The sequence below is a fragment of the Frigoribacterium sp. AP1 genome, assembly GCF_056680555.1.
In genome coordinates, this window is record NZ_CM155288.1 from 1822121 (window position 1) to 1841970 (window position 19850).

17 protein-coding genes are annotated in these 19850 nt (G+C 67.7%); 14 read left to right on the forward strand and 3 right to left on the reverse strand.

All coding sequences use genetic code 11. The features are described from left to right. Nucleotides 1-30 precede the first annotated feature (30 nt). The 7 genes from AC1MBW_RS08770 to guaA all read left to right on the forward strand — a co-directional run bounded on the left by AC1MBW_RS08770 (nucleotide 31) and on the right by guaA (nucleotide 8489). Entirely contained in the window at nucleotides 31-1152 is a 1122-nt protein-coding gene (locus AC1MBW_RS08770) for a GuaB3 family IMP dehydrogenase-related protein (RefSeq protein WP_054147418.1), read from the forward strand. 61 nt (nucleotides 1153-1213) lie between these two features. Beyond that, nucleotides 1214-3073: a glycerol-3-phosphate dehydrogenase/oxidase gene (locus AC1MBW_RS08775; protein WP_082060050.1), complete on the forward strand. Its 1860-nt coding sequence runs from the start codon at nucleotides 1214-1216 to the stop codon at nucleotides 3071-3073. 267 nt (nucleotides 3074-3340) lie between these two features. Then, nucleotides 3341-3871, forward strand: coding sequence for a cation:proton antiporter regulatory subunit (locus tag AC1MBW_RS08780; protein ID WP_043595745.1), 531 nt, complete (start codon nucleotides 3341-3343; stop codon nucleotides 3869-3871). Between the two features lie 4 nt (nucleotides 3872-3875). Next, nucleotides 3876-5396 (forward strand): cation:proton antiporter, encoded by a 1521-nt coding sequence (locus tag AC1MBW_RS08785; protein WP_480024196.1) that lies wholly within the window; start codon nucleotides 3876-3878, stop codon nucleotides 5394-5396. Nucleotides 5397-5451: 55 nt separating this feature from the next. Next, on the forward strand, nucleotides 5452-6303 hold the full coding sequence (locus AC1MBW_RS08790) for an SURF1 family protein (RefSeq protein ID WP_480024197.1): 852 nt from the start codon (nucleotides 5452-5454) through the stop codon (nucleotides 6301-6303). 99 nt (nucleotides 6304-6402) lie between these two features. Beyond that, on the forward strand, nucleotides 6403-6843 hold the full coding sequence (locus AC1MBW_RS08795) for a DUF3817 domain-containing protein (protein ID WP_055974930.1): 441 nt from the start codon (nucleotides 6403-6405) through the stop codon (nucleotides 6841-6843). 92 nt (nucleotides 6844-6935) lie between these two features. Further along, nucleotides 6936-8489 carry a glutamine-hydrolyzing GMP synthase gene (guaA, locus tag AC1MBW_RS08800; RefSeq protein WP_054147442.1) on the forward strand — a complete coding sequence of 518 codons (1554 nt, stop codon included), beginning with the start codon at nucleotides 6936-6938 and terminating at the stop codon, nucleotides 8487-8489. Between the two features lie 341 nt (nucleotides 8490-8830). Here guaA and AC1MBW_RS08805 read toward each other — a convergent pair whose 3' ends face one another. Further along, nucleotides 8831-9664, reverse strand: a complete 834-nt coding sequence (locus tag AC1MBW_RS08805; RefSeq protein WP_054147421.1) for a Bax inhibitor-1/YccA family protein — start codon at nucleotides 9662-9664, stop codon at nucleotides 8831-8833. Nucleotides 9665-9938: 274 nt separating this feature from the next. Between AC1MBW_RS08805 and AC1MBW_RS08810 the strand changes: the two genes are divergently transcribed. Beyond that, nucleotides 9939-10931: a glycerophosphodiester phosphodiesterase family protein gene (locus tag AC1MBW_RS08810; RefSeq protein WP_480024198.1), complete on the forward strand. Its 993-nt coding sequence runs from the start codon at nucleotides 9939-9941 to the stop codon at nucleotides 10929-10931. A 165-nt stretch (nucleotides 10932-11096) separates the two neighbouring features. Here AC1MBW_RS08810 and AC1MBW_RS08815 read toward each other — a convergent pair whose 3' ends face one another. Continuing rightward, nucleotides 11097-12995, reverse strand: a complete 1899-nt coding sequence (locus tag AC1MBW_RS08815) for an ATP-dependent nuclease (protein WP_480024199.1) — start codon at nucleotides 12993-12995, stop codon at nucleotides 11097-11099. Nucleotides 12996-13194: 199 nt separating this feature from the next. On the opposite strand from AC1MBW_RS08815, the gene AC1MBW_RS08820 reads away from it, so the two are divergent. After that, nucleotides 13195-15615 (forward strand): ATP-dependent helicase, encoded by a 2421-nt coding sequence (locus AC1MBW_RS08820; RefSeq protein ID WP_480024200.1) that lies wholly within the window; start codon nucleotides 13195-13197, stop codon nucleotides 15613-15615. On the opposite strand, the gene AC1MBW_RS08825 is transcribed toward AC1MBW_RS08820, so the two are convergent. Further along, nucleotides 15612-16448: an FHA domain-containing protein gene (locus tag AC1MBW_RS08825; protein WP_480024201.1), complete on the reverse strand. Its 837-nt coding sequence runs from the start codon at nucleotides 16446-16448 to the stop codon at nucleotides 15612-15614. The two genes, AC1MBW_RS08820 and AC1MBW_RS08825, sit on opposite strands and share 4 nt — an antisense overlap. A gap of 102 nt (nucleotides 16449-16550) precedes the next feature. On the opposite strand from AC1MBW_RS08825, the gene AC1MBW_RS08830 reads away from it, so the two are divergent. The 5 genes from AC1MBW_RS08830 to AC1MBW_RS08850 all read left to right on the forward strand — a co-directional run bounded on the left by AC1MBW_RS08830 (nucleotide 16551) and on the right by AC1MBW_RS08850 (nucleotide 19817). Continuing rightward, complete coding sequence (locus AC1MBW_RS08830; RefSeq protein WP_043594286.1) at nucleotides 16551-16844, forward strand: WXG100 family type VII secretion target; 294 nt, start codon at nucleotides 16551-16553, stop codon at nucleotides 16842-16844. A gap of 81 nt (nucleotides 16845-16925) precedes the next feature. After that, the gene (locus AC1MBW_RS08835) at nucleotides 16926-17222 is read left to right on the forward strand and encodes a hypothetical protein (protein WP_480024202.1); all 297 of its coding nucleotides are present in this window, start codon (nucleotides 16926-16928) and stop codon (nucleotides 17220-17222) included. After that, nucleotides 17219-18484, forward strand: a complete 1266-nt coding sequence (locus AC1MBW_RS08840) for a putative T7SS-secreted protein (protein ID WP_480024203.1) — start codon at nucleotides 17219-17221, stop codon at nucleotides 18482-18484. Before AC1MBW_RS08835 ends, AC1MBW_RS08840 begins: the two co-directional genes overlap by 4 nt. Beyond that, nucleotides 18454-19071 carry a hypothetical protein gene (locus AC1MBW_RS08845; RefSeq protein WP_480024204.1) on the forward strand — a complete coding sequence of 206 codons (618 nt, stop codon included), beginning with the start codon at nucleotides 18454-18456 and terminating at the stop codon, nucleotides 19069-19071. Before AC1MBW_RS08840 ends, AC1MBW_RS08845 begins: the two co-directional genes overlap by 31 nt. Before the next feature lie 215 nt (nucleotides 19072-19286). Then, nucleotides 19287-19817 carry a hypothetical protein gene (locus tag AC1MBW_RS08850; protein ID WP_480024205.1) on the forward strand — a complete coding sequence of 177 codons (531 nt, stop codon included), beginning with the start codon at nucleotides 19287-19289 and terminating at the stop codon, nucleotides 19815-19817. Nucleotides 19818-19850: the final 33 nt, after the last annotated feature.

Genomic DNA, 19850 nt, shown 5'->3' on the forward strand with positions numbered 1-19850 from the left:
TGCGACCCCCGGCTCCGGTAGGGTGGCACGGTGACTGAGGTAGAGATCGGCGTCTCCAAGCGAGCCCGCCGCGCGTACGCGTTCGACGACATCGCCATCGTTCCGAGCCGGCGTACGCGCGACCCGCGCGACGTCTCGGTCGGCTGGTCGATCGACGCGTTCCAGTTCGAGTCGCCGGTCATCGCCGCGCCGATGGACTCGGTGGTCAGTCCTGCCACGGCCATCCGCATCGGCCAGCTCGGCGGCCTCGGCGTCCTCGACCTCGAGGGCGTCTGGACGCGGTACGACGACCCCGAACAGGTCCTCGCCGAGATCCGCGAGCTCTCCGACGACGACTCGGTCGCCCGCATGCAAGAGATCTACAGCGAACCGATCAAGCCCGAGCTCGTCCGCGACCGCCTCGCCGAGATCCGGGCAGCCGGGGTCACCGTCGCCGGTGCCCTCAGCCCGCAACGCACCCAAGACCTCTACCAGACGGTCGTCGACGCCGGTGTCGACCTCTTCGTCATCCGGGGCACGACGGTCAGCGCCGAGCACGTCTCGAAGAGCAGCGAGCCGCTCAACCTCAAGAAGTTCATCTACGAGCTCGACGTCCCTGTCATCGTCGGCGGGGCCTCGACCTACACGGCCGCGCTGCACCTGATGCGCACCGGTGCCGCGGGCGTCCTCGTCGGGTTCGGGGGCGGCGCCGCCAGCACGACCCGCGCCTCCTTGGGCATCCACGCACCGATGGCGAGCGCCGTGGCCGACGTGGCGGGCGCACGCCGCGACTACCTCGACGAGTCGGGCGGGCGTTACGTGCACGTCATCGCCGACGGGGGCCTCGGCACCTCGGGCGACCTGGTCAAGGCCATCGCCTGCGGTGCGGACGCCGTCATGCTCGGTGCCGCGCTGGCCCGGGCCGACGACGTGCCCGGTGGCGGCTACCACTGGGGCGCCGAGGCGCACCACCCCGAGCTGCCCCGCGGTCGCCGCATGCAGGTCGGCACGATCGGCTCGCTCGAGAAGATCCTCTACGGCCCGGCCACGACGGTCGACGGCACGTCGAACATCATGGGTGCGCTGCGACGCTCGATGGCGACCACGGGTTACAGCGACCTGAAAGAGTTCCAGCGCGTCGAAGTGGTTGTGGCCCCCTACCAGCCTCACTAGCGTTTGATGGGGTGGTCCGGTCGAGAGGCCGGGCCGACCGAATCCAACGATGGAGGCTCGCATGGCCAAGTCCGCGTCCGTTTCGCTCTCCACGAAGCTCGGCCCCGACGAACGGGCCGCAGCCGTCGAAGCACTGAAGACGAAAGAACTCGACATCCTCGTGATCGGGGGTGGCATCGTCGGTGCGGGTTCCGCGCTCGACGCGGTGACCCGGGGGTTGAGTGTCGGCATCGTCGAGGCCCGCGACTGGGGTTCGGGCACGTCGAGCCGCTCGTCGAAGCTCGTGCACGGGGGCATCCGCTACCTCGAGCAGCTGAACTTCCGGCTCGTCCGCGAGGCCCTGATCGAGCGCGGCCTGCTGCTGCAGCGTCTCGCGCCGCACCTGGTCAAGCCCGTGCGGTTCCTGTACCCGTTGAGCAAGCCGGTCTACGAGCGGTTCTACATCGGCGCCGGCATGGCGCTCTACGACATCTTCAGCTGGACCGGAGGCCGCCCGCCCGGCGTTCCCCACCACCGCCACCTCAGCAAGACGCAGGTGCTGCGCGCCATCCCGAGCCTGTCCAAGGACGCGGTCGTCGGTGGCCTCACCTACTACGACGCCCAGGTCGACGACGCCCGCTACGTCTCGTCGCTGGTGCGCACCGCGTCGAGCTACGGTGCCCACGCCGCGAGCCGCATCCGCGTCGAGGGCTTCGTCAAGGTCGGCGAGCGGGTCGTCGGCGTGAAGGCCCACGACTACCAGACCGGTGAGCACTTCGAGATCCGCGCCAAGCAGGTCGTCAACGCGACCGGCGTGTGGACGGACGACACGCAGGCGATGGTCGGCGAGCGGGGCCAGTTCAAGGTGCGGGCGTCGAAGGGCGTGCACCTCGTGGTGCCGCGCGACCGCATCCACTCCGACATGGGCATGATCTTCCGCACCGAGAAGAGCGTCCTGTTCGTCATCCCGTGGGGCCGTCACTGGCTCGTGGGCACGACCGACACCGACTGGGACCTCGACAAGGCCCACCCCGCGGCGACGGCGGCCGACATCGACTACATCCTAGAGCACGTCAACAAGGTCATGGCCGTGCCGCTCACCCGGGCCGACGTCGAGGGCGTCTACGCCGGTCTGCGCCCGCTGCTGGCAGGCGAGTCCGACCAGACGTCGAAGCTGTCGCGTGAGCACATCGTCGCCCACACCGTGCCCGGGCTCGTCGTCGTGGCCGGTGGCAAGTGGACCACCTACCGGGTCATGGCCGAGGACGCCATCGACGAGGCCGTCGCGGCCCTCGACGGTCGCATCCCGTCGAGCACGACGATGGAGATCCCGCTGATCGGCGCCGAGGGGTACCACGCGGCGTGGAACAAACGCGGCAAGATCGCCAAGGCCTTCGGCGTGCACAAGGTGCGCATCGAGCACCTGCTCAACCGGTACGGGACCACGACGGACGAGATCCTCGACCTCATCCGCGACGACCCCTCGCTCGCCGAGCCCCTGCCCGGCGCGGACGACTACATCCGGGCCGAGGTCGTCTACGCCGCGAGCCACGAGAGCGCCCTTCACCTCGAGGACGTCCTGGCGCGCCGTACCCGCATCTCGATCGAGGCGTGGGACCGCGGTGAGTCCGCCGCCCCCGTCGCCGCCAAGCTCATGGCCGGCGTGCTCGGCTGGAGCGACGACGAGGCCGAGGCCGAGGTCGCGAACTACCTCAAGCGCGTCGCGGCCGAGCGGGCGAGCCAGCTCGAGCCCGACGACGAGTCGGCCGACCGCGTCCGCCTCGAGGCGCCCGACATCACTTTCGGCTTCGACGAGGACGACATGGTCGTCGCCGGTGCCGACCAAGGAGGCGCACCCAAGCCGGGCGAGAAGGTCACCGAGCCCGCGGGCACGCCGGGCGACGACACCTCGGCGGGCAGCCCGGGCGGTCGGCAGGGCTGACCCCGCGGTCGCTCGCGCGACCACCTGCAGGAGGCGCGGTGCCGGTTCGACCGGCACCGCGCCTCCCGCGGTGGAGCTCGGGGGATCGCGAAGCGATCCGCGACCCCAGCGCCGAGGGAGCCTGCGACCGAGGGTCGGCTTCGGTCGTGCGAGTCGGGAACAACATGCTGCCAGGCGACGTTCTCCCCAGCACGAGCAGCCCGGCTGCCGCGGCCGAACCCGCCGCTAGGCTGAGACGACTGCCCCCGAGTCCACTGGAGACGAACCATGGTTGACGTGCGTCGAGTCAAGCTCCCCGGCGTGGGTGTGCTGCACACCTTCATCACCGACGACGGCGGCAAGTGCGGTGTGATCACGCACCGTTCGGGTCACAGCGACCTCATCACGTTCAGCGACGACGTCGACGGCGACCACGTCAAGAAGGTCTCGCTGCGTCTCAGCGAAGACGAAGCCCACACGCTCGCCGAACTGCTCGGCGGCACGCGCATCACCGAGTCCCTGTCGGCCCTCGACCAGATCCCCGGCCTCAGCATCGACTGGTTCACGGTCGACTACGACGACCACATCGCCGGGCAGCCGCTCGGCGACCTCGGCGCCAAGGGCGTCGTCGGCCTGACCGTCGTCGCGGTCGTCCGCGGCGACGCGGCCAACCCGGCACCGTCGGGCGACTTCAAGGTGTTCCCCGGCGACACGCTCGTCGTGGCCGGTTCGCCCGAGAAGGTCGCCAAGGCGTTCTCGTTCTACCGCACGGGCGAGCTCAAGCACCGCTCGCCGGTCGACGCGCCGCCCGGGGGCTAGGCCGATGCACCTGGGTGAAGAGCTGATCGTCCTCGGCATCCTGCTGCTGATCGCGTACGTGCTCGGCCGCGCCGGCAAGCTGATCGGCCTGCCGTCGATCCCGATCTACATGATCGTGGGCCTGCTCGCCAGCACGAACACGGGGTGGTTCCCGCTCAGCTTCGAGTCCGACAACATCGAGCTGATCGCCATCTTCGGGCTGATCCTGCTGCTGTTCAACCTCGGCCTCGAGTTCGATCAAGACGAGTTCTTCTCGAACGCCGGGCGGTTGATCGTCTCGGGTGGCAGCTACATCGCCATCAACATGGGCGTCGGCCTGATCTTCGGGTTCATGCTCGGCTGGGGCACCCGCGAGGCGCTGATCATCGCGGGCATGACGGCGACGTCGTCGAGCGCGATCGTCACCAAGCTGCTGATCGAGCTGAACCGCCTGGCCAACCGCGAGACGCCGATGATCCTCGGCGTCACGGTCGTCGAGGACATCTTCATCGCCATCTACCTCGCCATCGTGTCGGTCGTGCTCAGCGGCGAGACCGACCCCGGGCCGGTGATCCTCAAGCTCGGCATCGCCTTCGCGTTCCTCGTCGTGATGTTCAGCGTGGCCCGATGGGGCGGCCGCGTCGTGTCGAGGCTCATGCGTACCCGCGACGACGAACTCTTCACCGTGCTCTTCTTCGGCCTGGCCGTGCTGTTCGCCGGCCTCGGCGAGGTGCTCGGCGTGACCGACGCGATCGGCGCCTTCCTCATCGGGTTGATCATCGGGGCGACGAAGTTCCGCAACCGGGTCGAACAGTTCGCGCTGCCCATGCGCGACGTCTTCGGAGCGTTCTTCTTCCTGAACTTCGGTCTCGGGCTGAACCCGGCCCTCTTCCCGAGCGTGCTCGGCCCGGTCGCCATCGCGGTCGGCATGACCGTGCTGTTGAACGTCGGCGCGGGGCAGTTCGTCGCCTGGCTGAACAAGCTGGGGCCGCAGGCGGGCATCAACACGACGGTCATCCTGGTCAACCGGGGCGAGTTCGCGCTCATCCTGGCGACGCTGTCCGCCGGGGCGGGTCTCGACGAGCGGTTGCAGCCGTTCGCCGGTCTCTACGTGCTGATCATGGCGGTGCTCGGCCCCGTGCTCGCCTCGAACAGCGAGCGCATCGGCTCGGTGCTGCTGCGGTCGCGCAAGAAGGCCGAGCGCGCCGAGGCCGAGGCCCGTCGCCTCGAACGCGAGGCGCGCAGCGGTGACGAGATCGCCCTGATGGAGGCCGCGCTCGCCGGCGACGACCTCGACCAGACCGAGGTCACGGAAGACGACGACGAGCGCGAGACCGAGCGGGTCCGGGCCGTGACGGCGCGAGCTGCCGCAGGGCGGGGCGCCGCGGGCCGTCACGGTGCCGAGGGCGACGACGTCGACGGCACGGACGACGACGACTTGGACGACCTCGACGCGATGGACGCCGACGAGGCCCGGATCTGGGCCGAGCAGGCCGGTCAGCAGAGCGACCAGCGGGCCACGCGCCGACGCGACCCCGAGTACTGACCCGGGCCCTGCCGTCCCAGCGGGTTCGTGGGCGACGGGAGGTACGATCGCCTCCGTGACCCAGACCGAGCAGCGCCCCGCCCTCCTCGGCGTCGACGGCGAGCCGCTGCCCGCGACCATGTGGCACGTGGCCCGACGCCCCCGGTGGATCGCCCTGCTCGGCCTCGCCCTCGTCGTGGCGGCGATCTTCGCCTGGCTCGGTCACTGGCAGATCGAGCGCAGCGTCGAGAGCGTGCAGGTCGTCAACCCCGAGACCGAGACCAGCAAGGTGCTGTCGTCCGTCGCCACCCCGCAGACGCCCTTCGCCGACTCGCTCGGCGCCCAGCGCGTGTCCGTCACCGGCGAGTTCGACCCCGACGACTTCGCCGTCGTCGGTGACCGTGTCAACGGCGGCGAGACCGGCTACTGGCTGATCGGCCGCTTCGTCGACGACGCCAACGGCGCCTCGCTGCCCGTGGGGCTCGGCTGGTCCGCGACCCGCGAGGGTGCCGAGGCCGCCGAGCCGTCCGTGGCCGCGACCTCGACCGTCACGGTCGAGGGCCGCTACTTCCCGTCCGAGTCGCCGACCGAGAGCGACTTCGAGAGCGGCGCGCAGACCGTCGTCTCGGTGGCCGCCCTGATCAACGAGTGGCCCGGCTTCGACGGCCAGGTCTACGGCGGCTACGTCGTCTCCGACGTCGCACCCGCCTCGCTGAGCGAGATCGACTCCGCTCCGCCGGCCTCCGACGTGCAGTTCAACTGGCTCAACGTCTTCTACGCGATCGAGTGGGTCGTCTTCGCCGGCTTCGCCGTGTTCCTCTGGTTCCGGCTCGTCCGTGACGCGTTCGAGCGAGAGCACGAAGAAGCCGAGGAGGCGCGGGCCGAGGCGGACGCAGGCGGCGCGACCCAGCCGACCCGCGCCTCCTGACCCCTCGCGTCTCGGCCCCGGCAGGGCGGTGGGTCGGCCTCGTTCGACGTCGACAGGTGCCGTCTTGGCGCGTCGACGGGCGCGGCTAGAATCGTGCCCATGCCTTTGAAGCCCCGGCAACGCGACATCCCGAAGATCCCGGGTGCCGTCAGGTTCTACAAGATCTCGGCATACGTGACCGGCGTCATGTTGCTGCTGCTCATCTTCGAGATGGTGTTCAAGTACACGCCGCTGCAGCTCGAGATGCAGCTCGGCGGTCAGGGCGGGTTCCTCGTGCCGGTGGACTCGACCACGGGGTTCAACCTGTCGACCGCGATCCTCATCGCCCACGGCTGGCTCTACGTCGTCTACCTCTTCGCCGACTTCCGCCTCTGGAGCCTCATGAGGTGGCCGTTCTCGCGGTTCTTCCTCATCGCTCTCGGCGGTGTCGTGCCCCTGCTCTCGTTCTTCGTCGAGAGCCACATGACCAAGCTCGCGACACGGCAGTACGAAGCCCTGACCGCCGAGACCACCCCCACGACCGAGGGAGCCCCCGCGTGACCGACGCACCCGAGACCGCCGAGGCGTCGGCGACGACCGCCGCCACGGCACCCGCACCGGCCGAGCGTGCGCCCGAGACCGCCCAGAGCCCCGTGCTCGTGGTCGACTTCGGCGCCCAGTACGCGCAGCTGATCGCCCGCCGCGTGCGCGAGGCCAACGTCTACAGCGAGATCGTTCCGCACACGATCACCGCGGCCGAGATCGCCGAGAAGAACCCCGTGGGCATCGTGCTCAGCGGGGGGCCGTCGAGCGTCTACGAAGAGGGCGCGCCGAGCATCGACGCGGGCATCTTCGACCTCGACATCCCCGTGCTGGGCATCTGCTACGGCTTCCAGGCGATGGCCAAGGCGCTCGGCGGCGAGGTCTCGCAGACGGGCCAGCGCGAGTACGGCGCCACCGACGTCACGCTCGCCGAGGGCGACAGCACGCTGCTGTCGGGCCAGCCGACCTCGCAGACGACGTGGATGAGCCACGGCGACTCGGTGTCGAAGGCCCCCGAGGGCTTCGACGTCCTGGCTTCGAGCGCGTCGACCCCCGTCGCCGCGTTCTCGAGCGACGCCCGCAAGCTCTACGGCGTGCAGTGGCACCCCGAGGTCAAGCACTCGTCGTACGGCCAGGCCGTGCTCGAGAACTTCCTGCACCGTGCCGCCGGCATCCCCGCCGACTGGAACAGCGGCAACGTCATCGCCGAGCAGGTCGCCCGCATCCGCGAGCAGGTCGGTGACGCGCGCGTCATCTGCGGCCTGTCGGGTGGCGTCGACTCGGCCGTCGCCGCCGCGATCGTGCACGAGGCCGTCGGCGACCAGCTGATCTGTGTCTTCGTGGACCACGGTCTGCTGCGGGCCGACGAGCGTCGCCAGGTCGAAGAGGACTACGTCGCCTCGACCGGCGTGCGACTCGTCACGATCGACGCCGAGCAGCAGTTCCTCGACGCCCTCGCCGGGGTGACCGACCCCGAGCAGAAGCGCAAGATCATCGGCCGCGAGTTCATCCGCAGCTTCGAGGCGGCCGCCGAGGCGCTCGTGCTCGAGGCCGCGGCCGAGGGCGACTCGGCCGTGAAGTTCCTCGTGCAGGGCACGCTCTACCCCGACGTCGTCGAGAGCGGCGGCGGCACGGGCACGGCGAACATCAAGAGCCACCACAACGTGGGCGGGCTGCCCGAAGACCTGCAGTTCGAGCTCGTCGAGCCGCTGCGCACCCTCTTCAAGGACGAGGTGCGGGCGATCGGCCGCGAGCTCGGCCTGCCCGAGGTCATCGTGGGGCGCCAGCCGTTCCCCGGCCCGGGGCTCGGCATCCGCATCGTGGGCGAGGTCACGCACGAGCGTCTCGAGCTGCTGCGTGCGGCGGATGCCATCGCGCGGGCCGAGCTGACCGCGGCCGGCCTGGACGACGAGATCTGGCAGTGCCCCGTGGTGCTGCTCGCCGACGTCCGTTCGGTGGGCGTGCAGGGCGACGGTCGCACGTACGGTCACCCCATCGTGTTGCGCCCGGTGTCGTCGGAAGACGCCATGACGGCCGACTGGACGCGTCTGCCCTACGACGTGCTGGCCCGCATCTCGAACCGCATCACGAACGAGGTCGACGGCGTCAACCGCGTCGTGCTCGACGTCACCTCGAAGCCCCCGGGAACGATCGAATGGGAATGAGGCGCAGCCTCATTCTGGCGGCGCTCTGCGCCGTCAGTGCCCACCAGTAGCCGCGAACGTGGAGTGAGGGAGACCTCCCGCGAAGCGCAGTGACGCGAAGCCCCCTCCGGCAGACATCTGCCCGAGGGGGTTTTGCTGTGTCCCAGGGGTTTCGTCGTCTCCGAGGGGGTCTCGTCGTTCCCTGATCAGTGATGGTTCAGCGAGTGGGCAGAACACGCTCCTCATCCGCGCATGAACAGCACCGCTTGCCCACTCGGCCGTCGGTCTCCACACACAGAAGCGGGGCCCGTCCCTCTCGGAACGAGCCCCGCTTCGGGGTGATGCTGGTGTCGCCCTGGTGACTAGTCGCTGCCTCGCAGGATGGCGAGCATGCGCAGGATCTCGACATAGAGCCAGATGACGGTCATGACGATGCCGAAGGCCGCCGACCAGGCGTAGATGCGGGGCGCACCGCGCTCGACACCGGTCTTGACCTGGTCGAAGTCGAGGACGAGCGAGTAAGCCGCCATGATCACGACGAGGATGCCCAGGATGAAGCCGAGGGGGATGCCCGCGATCTCCATGCCTCGAAGGCCCCAGGGGTTGGTGTTGGCGCCGAAGACCATCAGGCCGAGGTTCAGCAGCGAGAAGACGCCGTAGCCGATCATCGCGATCATGAAGACCTTGGTGGCCTTGGCCGACGCGCGGATCTTGCCGCTCTTGAAGAGCAGCAGGGTCGTGACGAAGACGGCCACGGTGCCGATCAGGGCCTGGGTGACGATGCCGTCCCACTGGCTCTCGAAGATCGACGAGATGCCACCGACGAACAGACCCTGCGCGGCCGAGTAGGCGAGCACGAGGCCGGGGGACGGCTTCTTCTTGAAGATGTTGACGAGCGCCAGCACGAAGCCGGCGATGGCCCCGACGAAGGCGAGAGCCGGGACGAACCAACCCACGGCGGCGAAGACGAGGACGACGCCGAACGCGAGCAGCGTCTTCGAGATCGTGTCTTCGTACGTCATGCGGTCGGTCTGCGTGGGACCAGCGGCGGGCTGCGAGTAGAGCTGCTGCAGCTGTTCGGCGGTCATGCCGTTGTACTCGACCGGCTGGGCTGCGCCCTGCTGCTGACGGATGACGGGCCCGCCGTTCTTCGAGAAGGCCGGCGACTGACTGAAGCCGGGATTCGAGAATGCCAAGGGGTTCCTCTTCTGATCGCTAGGGATGTGTGGACCGCCCACGTAGGTTCACGAGAGCGTTTCCGTACAGATGAGGCTAACGCCTGTCGTGCAACGAATGGCTGAAGATCTGCCTGATGAGAGCCGCATTCTCGCAGGGCGAACGTGCGCGCCGTGCATCTTTTGCGTCTGCGGTGGGTGAGACGCCTCGTCCCCGGGGGCCGCGCCTCCTCGGCTCTCCCCAGGCGGTCGGGCGGCTCGGGCCGCGCACGGGGACGCCCGTTAGCGTGGCCGGGTGTCCACCTCGCCTCTCGTCATCGCCCACCGCGGCGCCAGCGGCCATCGACCCGAGCACGGCGAGGACGCCTACCGCCTCGCGATCGAGCTCGGGGCCGACGCCATCGAGCCCGACCTGGTCGCGTCGAGCGACGGCGTGCTCGTCCTGCGGCACGAGAACGAGATCTCGGGCACGACCGACGTCGCGGACCACGACGAGTTCCGGCATCGCCGCACCACCAAGACCATCGACGGCACGAAAGTCACGGGCTGGTTCACCGAGGACTTCACCTGGGGCGAGCTCAGCACGCTGCGCATCCGCGAACGGCTGCCCGAGCTGCGGCCCGAAAGTGCCGCGCACGACGGCGAGGGGCGCATCCAGCGGCTGGGCGACCTGATCGACCTGCTCGACGCGGCCGATCGTCCGGTCGGGCTCGTGGCCGAGGTCAAGCACGCCACCTACTTCGACTCCATCGGCCTGCCGCTCGGCGAGCTGCTCGCCGACGAGCTGCGGCAGCGGCGCTGGGTCGACGACCCGCGGCTGACGATCGAGTCGTTCGAGCAGACCGTGCTCGGTCGGCTCGCCGACCAGCGACTCGGGGCCCGGCTCGTCTACCTGCTCGAGAAGGCCGGGACGGCGGCCGACCTCGTGGCATCGGGGCGCGCCTCCGTGGGGTACCGCGACCAACTGCACGCCGAGTCGCTCGAGTCGTTCGTCGACGCGGGGCTGCACGGCGTCAGCCTCGACAAGCACACGCTCGTCGACGCCCGGGGCGCCACCGACGGCCGGGTCGTCGACCGGGCGCACGCGGCCGGCCTCGACGTCTTCACCTGGACGCTCCGCGCCGAGAACGCGTTCCTGGCCAAGGCCCACCGCGGCCCCGGCGGCAAGGCGGCCTTCGGCGACTGGCGGGCCGAGTTCACCTCGCTCATGGCGCTCGGCGTCGACGGGGTCTTCGCCGACCAGCCCGAGCTGGCCGAGGAGGCGCGGGTCGCCTTCGCGTCCCGCTGACCCCGCTCGATGTAGATCGGCTGCGCCAGGTCAAGCGGGCAGCGCTAGAGACTTTCGCCTAGCCCTTGCCATCCCGGTGTTACCTGCCCGGCTACTTAAGGCTGCTCATTCCACAGGAGGCATTGCAATGTACGTCGGCCACAGATCTTGGAGCGAGCGATAACCTCAGTGTGCAGGGCCGTCGTAAATTTTGGCCGCCTCGAGTGTCCTCATTAGCAGGGCACTTGGCTCGCCCGCTGCAGTCAGTGTTGCAGACCTGTAAGCGGCCCCGTTCTTATCAAGAGTTGCCCCTGAGGCTTGGGCAAACGCTTCACATGAGGCCTTCCATTCTGGCCATTCCCGGTCGAGCAGTTCCTCCAGGTGATCATGAAAAATCGTCACACCGTGCGCTTCGGTTTCGGGTGGGAAGTCAGCTGCCGGCAGCCCGAAATATTTGAGCAGACTTCTGTTAAGCGTGGTTTGGGAGTTCACGTCGCTCGCCACCTTGGCTTCAGTTTTCCCCACTGAACGAGCGCGAGCTTCGCACCCCGAGTCGGAGTCAAAGACGCAATAAGTTGGGATGCTTAGCGAACTCAGAATCGCGTGCACAAGAAGAAGATTTCCCTTTCCGCCTGCAGCAACGACCGATACGCCTAAGCTCTCAAGATGCGCCTGGGAATGTTTATCGGCGAGACCGAGGAAGACGGCTTCCTCGGTCGTTCCTTCGACTAGGAGGACCCGATTCGCGAACAGTGCTACCGGAAGCTGACGAGATATGGTGCCGTCGAGTTGCCTCCGGATCACGTCAGGATCAACAAGGTCGGCTAGCTTGGATGTGATTTGTGACAGCGATGAGCTCGCAACATCCACATTTGGCAACTCGGCTGAATTCCGAGTCAAGCGTCGGACTTGCTGGAAGCTGCTGACCTCCAGAAAGTAAGGGCTGTGTGTCGCGTACGCCACTTGAATTTTCTGCTTGGGTGATTCGGCCAGCGATCGAAGGACCCGGGCGAACGCTTGGGCTTGAATCGGATGCTGAAAAAGTTCCGGCTCCTCTATCGCCAGACAGATGACCCCCCCAGCGCCTGCGGCTCCAGATTGCGCGAGTAATTGAAGCGCCGAAATGAGGAGGGTGCGCTGGAAGCCATGTCCTTGCCCTTCCACCGAAGTCTTAATGGGGCCGTCAGCGATAGTGACGGAGAAGGATGTCCTGGGGGCTTTTAATTCGATGTCGGCTGGTGTGACTGAGATGAAACGGCCGGGGGAATACGAAGAGACGACTTCGTTTAGCTGCTGATTAATCAGCTCAAGCTCGCTAGCGAACTTGGTGGAGTGAACCTTCTGCTGAGCAAGGCGGCTTTGTTCAACGATGGCTTCGATCTCATCGTCGGCGGCTGATCGATCAACTGTTCGTTCCAAGATCTTGCCGATGACACTGGACTTGGAATCGAGGGCTTCTTCCGAAGCGCGAAAATCTGCCGTTACCAGGACAAAGTCAAACAACCCGCTCATCTTGCCGCCGCTATTGAACCCGAAGAAGTTCGTCTGCAGGCTCTCCGGGAGGCTCACGAGCTGGTCTAGATGGCCAGCCTCCCATTCCGTCATGGCGGCATCGATGGCGGTTGCCGTCGAAGCTGTGGGTAGGTCTAGATCCGGGGAGGCCTCACGAAGACTGCGGTAGAGGTCCTTTTTAGCGGTTGCTGAGGCTGCTTCCTTTATGGGTGTGAATGCTTCAAAACCCTTGGCATTCGCGCTCAGGTATTCGTCTCCAGAGGCTGTCCTTATCTTCCAAGCCGTGAAGGAGTCAACATCTGGAACGACGTATTTACCAAGTTCTACCCGGTCACTGTCGGAGAGGTGGGAGAAGGAAACCTCGACTCGAATTTCAGCGTCTCCCGCCCCGACTGAGCGGTCCCTATCGCTTAGATCTCCCGCCTTTGAGCCGTTAAAGAACCAGTCAAGTGCTCGAAGAACCGTCGACTTGCCGGCCCCGTTGGGCCCAATGAAGGTAGTCACGTCCTCGAAAGCGACCGAGACGTCTCGTAGGGCTCGGAAGTTAGAGACACGTACGTTGGAGATGCGCATAGTGTGAAATCCTCACATAAGACGAGAGTCTTCGAGGGTAATCGACGAGAGCGCGCTTGATTTCTTCAGCGAGTCGCCCAGGGATGGCGCCAGGTCGGCAGTGTCGTTCCGGACCGTCGGCTTCCGTCTTTGGCGTGGCTAGCTAGGTGTCCTCGAGGGCCGTCGAAGTGTCGGTGGTCGCGCTTAGACTCGAAGGGCCATGACGATCGTGCTCGAGCCCTCTGACGCTGCCGGCGGTTCCGGCGACCCCCTGACCGCCGGTCTGAACCCCCAGCAGAAAGAGGCGGTCGAGTACCGCGGGCAGTCGCTGCTGATCGTGGCCGGTGCCGGCTCGGGCAAGACCAGCGTGCTCACCCGCCGCATCGCCGGGCTGCTGGCGACCCATGAGGCGTGGCCCAGCCAGATCCTCGCGATCACCTTCACCAACAAGGCCGCGGCCGAGATGCGCGAACGTGTGGCGCACCTCGTCGGCCAGGCCGGCGAGGGCATGTGGATCAGCACGTTCCACTCGGCGTGCGTGCGCATTCTGCGACGCGAGGCCGAGCAGTTCGGCTTCACGAAGAGCTTCACGATCTACGACTCCGCCGACTCCCGGGCGCTGCTTAAGCGCATCCTGAAAGAGCTCGACGCCGACCAGCTCGGGCTCACCGTCAGCATGGCGTCGGGCAAGATCTCCAAGCTCAAGAACGAGCTCAGCGACGTCGAGTCGTACTCGCGCCAGATCAACATGAACGACCCGCAAGAGGTCATGTTCCTCGAGATCTTCCGGAAGTACACCCGCGAGCTGCAGCGGGCGAACGCCTTCGACTTCGACGATCTCATCGCGCAGACCGTCTACCTGTTCCGGGCCTTCCCGCACGTGGCGGCGCAGTACCAGCGGCGGTTCCGGCATATCCTGGTCGACGAGTACCAAGACACCAACCACGCGCAGTACTCGCTCATCCGCGAGCTGACCCGCCCGGTGCAGGCCGACCTCGTCGACGAGCTCGAGCGCGGCGGCCAGTTCGTCCAGTCGATGCGTGACGGCAGCGGCGGCATCCCCGGGGCGTCGCTCACCGTGGTGGGTGACTCCGACCAGTCGATCTACGCGTTCCGCGGCGCCGACATCCGCAACATCGTCGAGTTCGAGCGCGACTTCCCGAATTCGAAGGTCATCCTGCTCGAGCAGAACTACCGCTCGACGCAGAACATCCTCGACGCCGCCAACGCGGTCATCTCGAACAACTTCGACCGTCAGGCCAAGAACCTCTTCACCACGGTCGGCGCCGGCAGCAAGATCGTCGGGTTCACCGGCTACACCGGTCACGACGAGGCCCAGTTCGTCGCCGACGAGATCGCGGCGCTGCACGAGTCCGGCACCGACTACAAAGACATGGCCGTCTTCTACCGGACCAACTCGCAGACGCGTGCGCTCGAAGAGATCTTCATCCGCTCGGCGATCCCGTACCGCGTGCTCGGCGGCACGAAGTTCTACGAGCGTGCCGAGATCAAGGATGCGATGGCGTACCTGATCACCGTCGCCAACCCGGCCGACCCGCTCGCCCTGCGGCGCATCATGAACGTGCCCAAGCGGGGCATCGGTCCGGCGACCGAGACCGCGATGCAGCGCTGGGCCGACACCAACGAGGCGCCGCTGCGTGACGCGATGCGCAACGCCGACCAGCTCGGTCTCGGACCGAAGGTCACCGGCGCGATCACCGGCCTGGCGAAGTTGCTCGACGACGTGCAGGCCACGGCCGCGACCGCACCGGTGCACGAGATCCTGTCGACCTTGATCGCGGGCAGCGGCCTGGTCGAGGTGCTGCGGGCATCGCGTGACCCACAAGACGAGGCTCGCGCCGAGAACATCGACGAGCTCGTCGCCGTGACCAAAGAGTTCCAGAAGAACAACCCCGACGGCACGCTGCTCGACTTCCTCACCGAGGTCACGTTGGTCGCTGCTGCCGACGATCTCGACGACACGAGCGGCACGGTGTCGCTGATGACGCTGCACACCGCGAAGGGGCTCGAGTACGAGGCGGTGTTCCTCACCGGCGTCGAAGAAGACCTGCTGCCGCACCGCATGTCGGCGAACGAGCCGGGCGGTCCCTCCGAAGAGCGACGACTGTTCTACGTCGGCATCACGCGTGCGCGACAGCGGCTGTTCCTGTCGCTCGCGATGACGCGGGCGCAGTTCGGTGAGGTGAACGTGGCGATGCCGTCGCGGTACCTGCAAGAGATCCCCGTCGAGCTCATCGACTGGAAGCAGTCGCCCGGCATGGCCACGAGCCGCGGGGGCACGCAGCCGCGGGCGCTCAACGCCCGTCGCGAGGGTGGCGACGGCAACCGTGGTGCGACGCCGCGGGCGTCGGGCGGCTACGGCTCGGGCAGCTACGACCGGGCGACGGCGGCGGCGAAGACGAAGCCGAAGACCGAGTGGGCCAACCGGGTCACGGGCACCGTGCGCGACAACGGCGACATGCAGCTCGAGGCCGGCGACCGCATCTCGCACGTCGACTTCGGTGAGGGTCGCGTCATGGCCGTCACCGGCATCGGTGCCCGCCGCATCGCCGAGGTGCTCTTCGACGGCGCCGGCCGCAAGAAGCTGCTGATCAAGGTCGCGCCGATCGAGAAGATCTAGCGCCCCGTCGCAGTCGTTCCCGAGCCCTGGGTCGGTGTGGTCCGAGGTGTCGGCGCCTCAGTCGTCTCCTGGTCCGGTCGATGCCGGACGACCGTCACCTCGTGGTCTCCGATCTTCAGCCGTGATCCGGCCCGCGCGCGGGTCGGCGTGTGCGCCTCGAGTTCGGTGACCTCGCCGGCGGCCGACACGAGGGTCGTGCCGTTGCCCGAACCGAGATCGGTGACCCAGACGGCTGCGTCGGTGCCGATCACGATCGAGACGTGGTGGCGAGACAGCGAGCGGCCGACGTCGTCGAGCGCCACGACATCGGCGTCGGTCGGTGGGGGCAGGGGGCGGTCGGTTCGACGCCCGACCACGATCGCGCGCCGCGTGACGGGGACGACGCTCTCGTCCGGGAGGCGAAGGCCGTAGTGCCGAGGGCGCAGTGTCGTCGCCTCGAGATCCAGGGAAGGCGGCACCGCGTCGTCGCCGAGCGGCCGATCGGGGGCTGGCTGCGTCGGTGCGGCTGCGGGCGTCCCCGGCGGGTGAGGGATCGGGGCAGCGAGGGGCGCGAGGGGCGCGAAGGGTGCGGCGGCGCATGGTGCCGTGCTATCCGGGCCGACGGGGGCGAACTGCGCCGGCTCGCGTCGGTGGTCCTCGACGACGAACCCCGAGGAGGCGCGGGTCGGTGGGGGAGGGGACGTCACGATCGGCGCGGGCGGCCGGAGGGGCAGCGTGGTGATGCGCGAGAGCAGCCCTGCGGCGCGTTGCTCACGAATCGTCTCGGCGGTGATCACCGGGGGCGGCGTCGGGTGGTGCTCGCGCCTCCTGGGCTTGTCCTTCTTGCGACGCATGTCGACTCCGATCTGTGGAGAACCGTTACGCAAACTATCAGGCATGACATATTGGTCAGGTCCGACCGACCGGTCGGCACCACCGAAGAGAGGGATCACCTCATGGCCAATGTCACCGTCACCTACGACGACCTGCGTACGCAGGCCACCCAGCTGCGGAACGGGCAGCGCGCGATCGAAGACCAGCTCGGTCAGATGAAGTCACAGATCGACAACCTCGTCGGCTCGGGCTACGTGACCGACAAGTCGTCGAAGGCGTTCGACGCGACGTACACCGAGTTCACGACCGGGGCATCGAAGACGATCTCGGCAGTCGAGAGCATGGCGACGTTCCTCGAGAACGCGGCCAGCACCCTCGAGGGTGCCGACCAGCAGCTCGCCAGCAGCCTGGGCTGACCGACCGTACGACAGGGTGGCCGGGGCGAGTCACGGTGAGATGCGACTCGCTCCGGCCTCCCGGCACGAGGGGAGGACCTCATGGCTCGAACGAGCCTGAACATCGACGGTGCGGGTCTCGAGGCGTTGCTCGCCGACCTGGCGACCGTGAAGACCGAGTTCGAGTCGGGCGACTCCTCGGCGTCGGCCACGGCCGAGGCCTGCGGGCACGTCCGGCTGGCGGCGAAGGTGACGTCGTTCGCGACGAACTGGAACGACCGGCGGGCGAAGCTCGCCGAGCAGATCACCGAGCTGGGCGAGGCGTTGTCGACGATCGACAAGACCTTCACCGAGGTCGACGGAGAACTCGAGGGCGTCTTGATCGGGGGCGACGAGTGACGGCCGGCACGCTCGCGGGGGTGGCGGCGGACTCACTGGTGGGGGTGTCGGGTGACCCGGTGCTGCTGAACTCCATGGCGAGCCATTACGAGTCGGTGGCGGCCTCGATCCGTGGGGCGGCGGCACGACTGAGATCGCTCGAGACGGGGTCGTCTTCCAGTGACGCCTTGGATGCGTTCTTGGTCAAGGCCGAAGAAGTGTCCGCGAGTCTCGGCAAGGCCGAAGGGCGGTACGGCGAGACGGGGTCCGCTCTCAAGGCGTACGCGTCCGAGTTGTCGCTGGCCCAAGACGCGGCTGCTCCTGCTCTGGCGAACCACCGCGACGCCGTGGACGACCTCGCTGCCGCCGAGAAGCTGGTCGAGCGGTACGAGCACCTCGCGCTCGTGGCCACCGACGAGGTGACGAAGCAGGAGCACCTCGACCAGGCCGCGGCGCAACGCACGAAAGCCGAGGAGGCGCGGGGCCGGGTCTCCCTCTACGCGCGCCGCCTCACCGACGCGCACACGTCCGTCGAGACCGCCGCGACTGCTGCCATCGCGAGGATCGACGACGCCACCGACGACGGCCTCGCCGACACCCTCTGGGACGACCTCAGAGGCGCGTGGGACGCGGGCTTCGCCGCCTTCCAGAAATGGATGGAAGAGAACGACTCGTGGATCAGCACGCTGCTGGACGTCTTGACTGTCGTCGGGGTGGGGCTGGCAGCCATCGCGCTCCTCATCCCAGGAATCAACCTATTGGCCGCCATCGTTGTCCTCGCCTCGTTTGCCATCACGGCAGCTCGAGCGACCGCAGGAACAGGTACCTGGACCGACGTTGCCCTTGCTGGCCTCTCAGTCGTGACCATGGGGCTCGGAGGCCTCGCCGTAGGTTCAGCTCGCGGCATGATGGCAGGGCTTGCTCGGACTAGAGCGAACCACCTAGTTTCGCAGGGCTACTCGAAGGGGCTCGCCTTCGGGTCCGTGAGCAGGAGTTGGCAGCGCGCGCGCCCCGGGTTGGGTGACTGGTCGCTCGTCAAGGGGTTAGGCGACGCCGACGTCGGCCGCATGCTTCATTTCTTGAGGACGAGTCGGCCAGGTGCTCTGGCTGACGATGCTTCCGAAGTCGCACGTGTGATGTTCCGCCTCAACGCGGCGCGGGGAATCCAAACCTTCGACCACTTGCGCGGGTTGAGCGACGCGACGCAGCTGGGCATGAAGCAGATGCAGGAAGCCACGGGCTCGCAGAGCACATGGCGTATGTCGCCGGGCACTCAATTCTGATGGCGGGCCGACGAGTCGCAGTGGTGCTGCCACGTCAGCGACTAGAGGAGCTCCTGCCCGTCATCGCCGGGGCCCTGGCTATTACGCCGGCTGTCTATTCGCAGGCGATGCGCCTCACCCTAGGTCTCATCGCCATTCCGCAGGGCGGCAACCTCCGGGTGAATCCTGCAGGCACATCCCTTTTCGAAGCGGGACAGAATTGGCCCCCCGCTCCCTGGCCTAGTTTTCCCTTCTGGGTTTCGGCGATAGGGCTGGCTCTGGTTGCTGTCCATCTCCTACGACGAGGCGGCTTCGATGTCCCCTACACCATGCATCCCTGGGTCCTGGCGTTCTGGTGCGGCCTGAGCGCGGGATACGCCTGGGTCTTCGGAGATCTCTTCAGAAGGTCCGCAGACTGGCCGCGCGATTCGGCTTTCGCGGTCGATCTATTCCTCGCGGAGTTCATCACCTTCACCTGTTTGGGATTTGTCTTTCTGCAGCGAAAGAGAAAACACGGGCGCGAGAAAACGCTGGCTCGTGCAGAGGCGCCTCTCGTCGAGGATCGGCATTCGTGTTCTGCCAGCAGGAACCCAAAGGACATCCCGTGAGCGGCGCGGGGTATGTGGGGCGGACGGCCGGGACGGTGGCGGCGTCGTATTCGATCGTCGTGCCTCCGGGGTTCGTCCGGGTTCCGGGTGGGATGGATGCGCCGGACGCAGCGGCGTTCGTCGCCGCACAGTTGGGAGACCAGACCGCCCCCGGAACCGGAACGGCTCCCGACGACTGGCGGCTGCGGTTCGGGTCGGCGCTCGGACGAGCTCTGGTGGCAGACGTCAACGGCCGCGTGCTCGACTCGTACCTCAGTGCGGGCCCACTGCCCGGAACCGACGTCGTGTGCTCGATCGTCGTCGCGACCGTGCCCGTCACCCGGTCCGAGCATGCCGACCTCGACCGGCTGCTGCTGCGACGGGTCGCCACCCACGGGGCGGCTCCCTTCGTCCTCGCCGGCGACCCCGCCGTCGTCTGGGACGACCCCGCAGCGGAAGCCCCGCCACCGGGCGCCCATGCCGCACCCGACGACACCGCCGGCCTGACACCGCTCCGCCGTCGGACCGTCCTGGCACGCGTCGCCGGCCACGACGACCGACTGGTCACCCTCGTCCTCACCATCGGGTCCGCGCAGGCGGGTGTCACCGCCTCGGGCGAGTCCGCGACAGAAACAGAAGCAGACCCGGACGCCGACGCACGCACCCGCATCGTCGACGCCCTCACCGAGGTCTTCGACGCCATGCTCAGCACCTTCCGCTGGCGTGACGCCGAGGGACGCCTCGTCACCGACCGGCCCCTCGCCTGAACCCCCTCGACCGCCACAGAAAGCGACCTGCAC